Annotated in this window: 2 protein-coding genes; both read right to left on the reverse strand. The window is 44.0% G+C overall.

Annotated features, from left to right (window positions below; translation table 11 throughout):
• Positions 1–66: 66 nt before the first annotated feature.
• The gene (locus VB654_RS20420; RefSeq protein ID WP_323215635.1) at positions 67–1,452 is read right to left on the reverse strand and encodes a PP2C family protein-serine/threonine phosphatase; all 1,386 of its coding nucleotides are present in this window, start codon (positions 1,450–1,452) and stop codon (positions 67–69) included.
• Between the two features lie 519 nt (positions 1,453–1,971).
• Positions 1,972–2,594 (reverse strand): signal recognition particle-docking protein FtsY (gene ftsY, locus VB654_RS20425; RefSeq protein WP_323215636.1); only part of this gene is annotated, 623 nt, incomplete at its 5' end.

Consider the following 2,594-nt stretch of genomic DNA (forward strand, 5'->3'; position numbering starts at 1 on the left):
ATAAAATATGCTGAAACTGTTCGTGGTGCGGGCAAGATGCCCGCTAATGTTCAGATTCGGAGATGGCTATTGGATTTTGAGGACAACTAGTGTCATGTCGTCGGTGTTTTGCTTTTCAGCACCGATAAATTGCAAAACTTGGTCGAACAAATAATCCACGATCTCCTGTGGGTGAGTGTAATACCTGCAAGCTGCATTAAAGGCAGCAACAAAGTTTTCTTCGTCGAAGCGATCGCCACTGGCAGCAGCTGCATCAGTCAAACCATCTGTATAATAAATAACTGTATCCCCAGGTTCTAGCTGTGCCTGGGCATCTTCGTATTGGCTATTGGCATCTAAACCAATTAGCATTCCCAAGGTATCCAAACGGGTAATAGTTTTTGTGGCGGCGTGCCACCACAGGGGAGGATTGTGTGCCGCATTACTATAAGATAAAACTCGATTAAAAGGGTTATATTCGGAGTAAAATAGCGTCACAAAGCGATGGGAATTTTCTAAATCCGCATACATAACGCGATTCAAGTTTTGCAAAATTACACAGGGGGAATTACCATGCAATACCTCTCCCCGCAGCATTCCCCGCATCATTGTCATAATTAGTCCGGCTGGGACACCTTTACCCATAACATCGCCAATGACTAAACCCCAACGCCCATTTTCTTGGACAGTTTTGCTATTTAACTGCACCTGATTGCTATTAGTGGGGATAAAATCATAGTAATCTCCACCGACACGATTAGCAGGTTTACAACGTGCAGCTAAAGTTGCACCAGGAATAAACGGGCATTGTCGAGGTAAAAGTCGCCGTTGAATTTCTGCACCAATTTCTAGTTCTTGGTCTAGGCGTTCTTTTTTCCGCAGTTCTACAGCTAATTCATCATTTTCGATGGCTACAGCCGTTTGGTCTGCTACCAGTCTGACTAGCTTTTGTCTGGTTTCCGTCCAGCTATATTCCGGGTCACGGCTGAGGACGTAAAGCCACCCCCGTTCTGTATGCTTCACCAGAATTGCTGTGCCAAAAATTTGCACATCAGGCCCCAAGTAGCGATGCATTTGATCATCTAAAATTCCCGTAGCTGTTGCTAAAGGGGCTGTATTAGACAGCAGTGTGATTTGACTACTAGCGGTTTCTAGGGCTTTACGGATGTTCTTACGCTGGCGGCTATCCTGCCAATGTAGTTGTTCTAACCTAATTTGACCGTTAGGTTTATGTAGGAATAAAGCACTACCATCTGCATCTGTGACTCTGGTTGCCATTAGTGGGATCAGCTCCAAAAATTGGTTCAAATTATTGAAGCTTCTCAAGGCAAATCCTAAAGAACTGAGTAAATCTTGGATTTTATTCTGTTCTCGGTGTAGCCGGGCCACGAGTTCCTTGAGTGCCACGACTGGCGTGACATCCGTCGCAGCACTACTATTACTATCAGTGGGTTTGGAGGGCGGTTGAGACACAGTTAAAGGTATAATTGCACTTGATATAGATAGACTTTAGATTACTTATAAATAAAGTAAGTTGCTGGAGAATTGCTAAATTATATTGGGACAGGTTTTATTACTTTAGCAAGAGTAAAAAGACGTAAGACATAGCCGAAAACAAGTATTATATTTGCTTATTATGTCTGTGGCTATGGCTAAATATTGATGTACGTTTAATCAAAAATCACTAGGTAAAAATCAGCAAATTCTGTCATAACCTATCAAGCCTTTGATTTTTCCAGAAGTTAATTAGCAAATCATACATCTTTAGACCCAAAAAAATACCTTGTCAACCAAATAATTTTGTGTGGGTTTCTAATTTTCTCCTGGAAGTGTGAAGTTTTCGTATCTGTTTACCCTGGGTGGAGGGGTGAAGCAGAATCAGTGCAAAGTATAGCAAAGTACTAACAGCACTTTGCTATATCAGGGGAATGTGGCTACTTCCCCCTTACTCCCTGCTCCCTGCTCCCCTACCTCTTCCCCCTTGCGGCGGCGTTAGCCACTCAATAAAGCTTCGACAAACTCATAGCTAGAAAAAGGACGCAAATCTTCAATACCTTCGCCAGCACCAATAAAGCGAATGGGCAAACCTAGCTGCTGCACAACGGCTAAGGCTACACCCCCCTTGGCTGTACCATCTAGCTTGGTTAAGACTACGCCACTGAGTTGGGCGGCTTGGGCGAAAACTTCAGCTTGACGCAATCCATTTTGACCGAGAGTGGCATCTAAAACCAATAGGGATTCTATTTTGGCATTAGGGGCTTTTTTGTCAATAATCCGGCGAATTTTAGCCAGTTCGTCCATTAAGTTTTTCTTATTTTGCAGTCGCCCGGCTGTATCTACTAAGAGTAATTCAGTTTCTCGTGCTTGGGCGGCAGCGATCGCATCAAAGACCACGGCGGCGGGATCTGTATTTTTCCCCGGATTGGCAATAACTTCTACACCGCTTCTTGTCCCCCAAACCTTCACTTGTTCCACGGCCGCAGCCCGGAAGGTATCTGCTGCCCCAATTAAGCACTTGTAACCGGATTTTTGAGCAAGGTGGGAGATTTTGCCGATAGTAGTGGTTTTACCAGCCCCATTCACCCCAGTGATTAACCAAATATTTAAAGTTTCTT

Origin of the sequence: Nodularia sp. UHCC 0506 (genome assembly GCF_034931045.1) — a bacterium.
GTDB lineage: Bacteria > Cyanobacteriota > Cyanobacteriia > Cyanobacteriales > Nostocaceae > Nodularia.